This is a genomic window from Helicobacter sp. 12S02232-10 (assembly GCF_002272895.1).
Taxonomy (GTDB): Bacteria; Campylobacterota; Campylobacteria; order Campylobacterales; family Helicobacteraceae; genus Helicobacter_J.
The window spans coordinates 1-3,259 of the sequence record NZ_MLAQ01000025.1; the positions used below are offsets into that span (position 1 = coordinate 1).

At 36.4% G+C, this 3,259-nt stretch carries 1 protein-coding gene; it reads left to right on the forward strand.

The features are described from left to right. The coding region (locus BKH41_RS09465) for an autotransporter outer membrane beta-barrel domain-containing protein (protein ID WP_143428734.1) at positions 1 to 3,091 on the forward strand (3,091 nt) is incomplete at its 5' end. Between the last annotated feature and the right edge of the window lie 168 nt (positions 3,092 to 3,259).

Sequence of the window (3,259 nt, forward strand, 5' to 3'; positions counted from 1 at the left end):
AATCCAAACCACCAAAGGCACAACCAATATTGCCTTTAGTTCCACTCCCTCTAGCATTAATTTTGACAATACAAAATTACAAAATCTCATCACAACTCTGACTCCAAAAAAAGATGAGACCTCCCAACCAATATCAAAAGAAGCAACACCATCTTCTACTCCTTCTGCTCCTAGTTCTTCTTCTGAAACAATCACTCCTGAAATACAAAAAGCTTTGATTGCTAATCCATTGATTTTGCAAAACTATCTGCAAGCTTCTGGTGTCTCTTCTTATGCTGGAGATATCATTACAGGTCAAAATGATCCTAAGAACAAAGAAACCTTTAATGGTGCTAATAATGTAGATTTCAAAGATTCCTTGTATTTGGGAGGAACCCTTGATACTACAGGAGCTGGTACTGCTAATGTCACACTTTCTTTTTCTAAAGAATTTGTAGATAAACTTAAAAATGATGCTTTACTCCAAAGTTTCTTATATGCAGGCAAAGGACCTGAATTTAATGTCATCACTGATGGAGCTTCTGCAACAAATAATATTGCTCTTGCAGGTAGTATCAAAGGAGTGGCTTCTGTTCATTATCTTCAAGGAAATACCAATATTATTTTTGCTGATAAGATCCAAACCCCAACTGCTCCTCTCAATAAAGAAGCCACAGATGCTACAAGTACAACCTCTGCTTTTAAAGGTGGAGACACTACAAAATTTAATGATAGCACTAGCTTTGATATTGCTAGTTCAGATACTTCTAAAAATAGTGTTAAAGTCAATGGCTATACCTATGAGCAAGGTTTATTAATCAGATTAGATGCTAAAAAAGCAGATGCATTATTAAAAGATTATCGCCAAATCAATACATTTAAATCCAATGCAACAACTTTTGCAATTGATAAAATCAGCAATCCAAATGTTTATACTGCAAGCATTTCAGGTGTGATGGTTGGAGAAGTTGATTCTTTAAATAATGCAACTCCTGCTGTAGCTTCAAAATCTATAGACACTACCCCTGCTTATCAAGCAATATTTGAAAAAGATGCAGCTTTCATTGGAAAGCTCAATATCAAAGATAGAGATGTCTCCATTGCTCTTTCTAGAGGCAGTAAGTTACTCTTAGAAGATGGATCACTCATTTCAGTGCTTTCTTCTAATCAGAAGGATGCACCTGTATTTGATACCTCCCATTTGGTGAATGAAACCTTACTTCAAGACAATACTGTGATTGATTTAGCAAGTACTGGAGGAAAAGTAGATTTCTCTACTCCTAAAGCAACTTATTCAACTCTTACCATCAATCAGGTCAAGGATTTAAATGATGCTGTCTTTAGAGTTGCTTATAATCCCCAAGCAAAAGCAGAGGATGCAAATAATAAAAAAGCCGATCATTTTATCATCAATGGCGTGAGTGTCTCAACACCAAAGATTGAAGGAAGCACTCCTTCTGTTGCACCCAAAGCAACTGCTGCAATTGCTGGAGCTGCTGCTGTGGATACTTCTACTTCAAGTGTTGCTTCTGGAGCTGTTTTAAATAACTATCTCCAAGTCTATCAGAATGCTGCTACTCCTGTTTTAGGAGATTTAAGTGATAAAAAGATTCTAGTGGCTTCAATCCAAAATGATTCTTCAGGTAAAGCACATCTTCAATTCAATACCACTTCAAGTGTCTTACAAGGCTATGATTTAATCACAACTGAATTCCAAACCAAAGTAGAAGATTCTGCCAATTCTACAGGCACTCCTAAGACAGCTTCAAAGGAAGGGGGTAGTACAAGTCCTACTTTTACCAATTACTATATTGCTGCAGCAAGTTCTCAAATCGATAAGAAATCTGAAGATATGACTGCAGGAGCGATTACAACTAACTATTCCATCTTCCTTGCTAACATCAATGATTTAAACAAGAGATTAGGCGAACTTCGAGGCAATTTAAGTGCTCAAGGGGTATGGGCAAGAATCTTTAATGGAATGACAACTTCTAATCGGGGTGAAGAGGTTAAAACCTATGGTACAAATGTTCAGGGTGGTTATGATTTCTCTATCCCACAAACACAGGCACGATCTTATTTTGGGGTGGCACTCTCTTATGGGTATAACTCACTCAAAGCCCAAGACTTTCAAGGTAAAGCCAATCTCTTTGAGATCGGAGCATATTATTCATTTGTAAGTGATGCAGGATTCTATTCTGATACCATCCTCAAATATGCCTTTATCAGCAATCAATTGACTTTGGATCATAATGAAAAAGAAAATACCACTCTTAATTCTTCTACTATTTCTTTAGGGGAAGAGTTTGGTTATCGCTGGAATTTCTTAATCCAAGAAAAAGGCACTTCAAAACATTCTCTTTATTTAGAACCCAATGCTGAATTCATCTTAGGTTATGTTGGGAATGGAGCCTTTGATCAAGTCAATGGAGATGCGTTCTTGAATGCAGCCATTGATAATATCTTAGCATTCAGAGGTAGAGTTGGAGCTAATTTGGGTTATTCACTTAAAACGGCTGCAAATCAGACTGATTTTAGAGTCGGACTCTCTTATGTCGGTGATATTTTAGGTGGGGGTAAAATGGATTTTAAAACCAACTTCTCCAGTGCTCAAAAAAATCTACAATCCAATCAAATGGCATTGGTATCTTTGGGTGTGAATTCAATCTTAAATGCTAATTGGAGAGTGTATGCTGATGTGGATACTTCTTTTGGAGGGCAATATTACAACCAAAACTATTTAGTCTCAGTAGGGGGCAGGTATGCATTTGGCAAACAGATAGCATCTGCACCCAAAGCTTCTAAACTCAAAAAAGTAGCACCTAAAGTTTTAGCTTCTTTGGCAAAAGGATTCTATCTTGAAGTCCTCACCCTTCCAAGAAATGCAAAACTTTCTGATAGCCAACTTGAATTATTGAATCAATACCCTTATGCCATTGCTTTAGAAGTGATTCCATTAGGACAACCACCTAAAGATGTTGAAGTTCAAAAGATTTTAATTGGTCCATTTAAAACTTCTCAAGGGGCACAAAACAATCAAAACACTGCTGATGAGATTGCTAAGATCTTAAATCAAAAAGAAACAAAAGCACTCATAAGAGAAGTGAAGTAAGGGAGAATTTCTCTCCTTCTCTTTTGAGCTGTTATGAAGCAATAAAGGATAGTGTGATGTTAAAAGATACAATCAAATCAGTTTTAGAGTTTAATGTCTGGATTGGAATGTTTTTTTATGATATTGGAAGAGCAATTCAAGGTAGTGATGATTTTTATTCTAATGTTG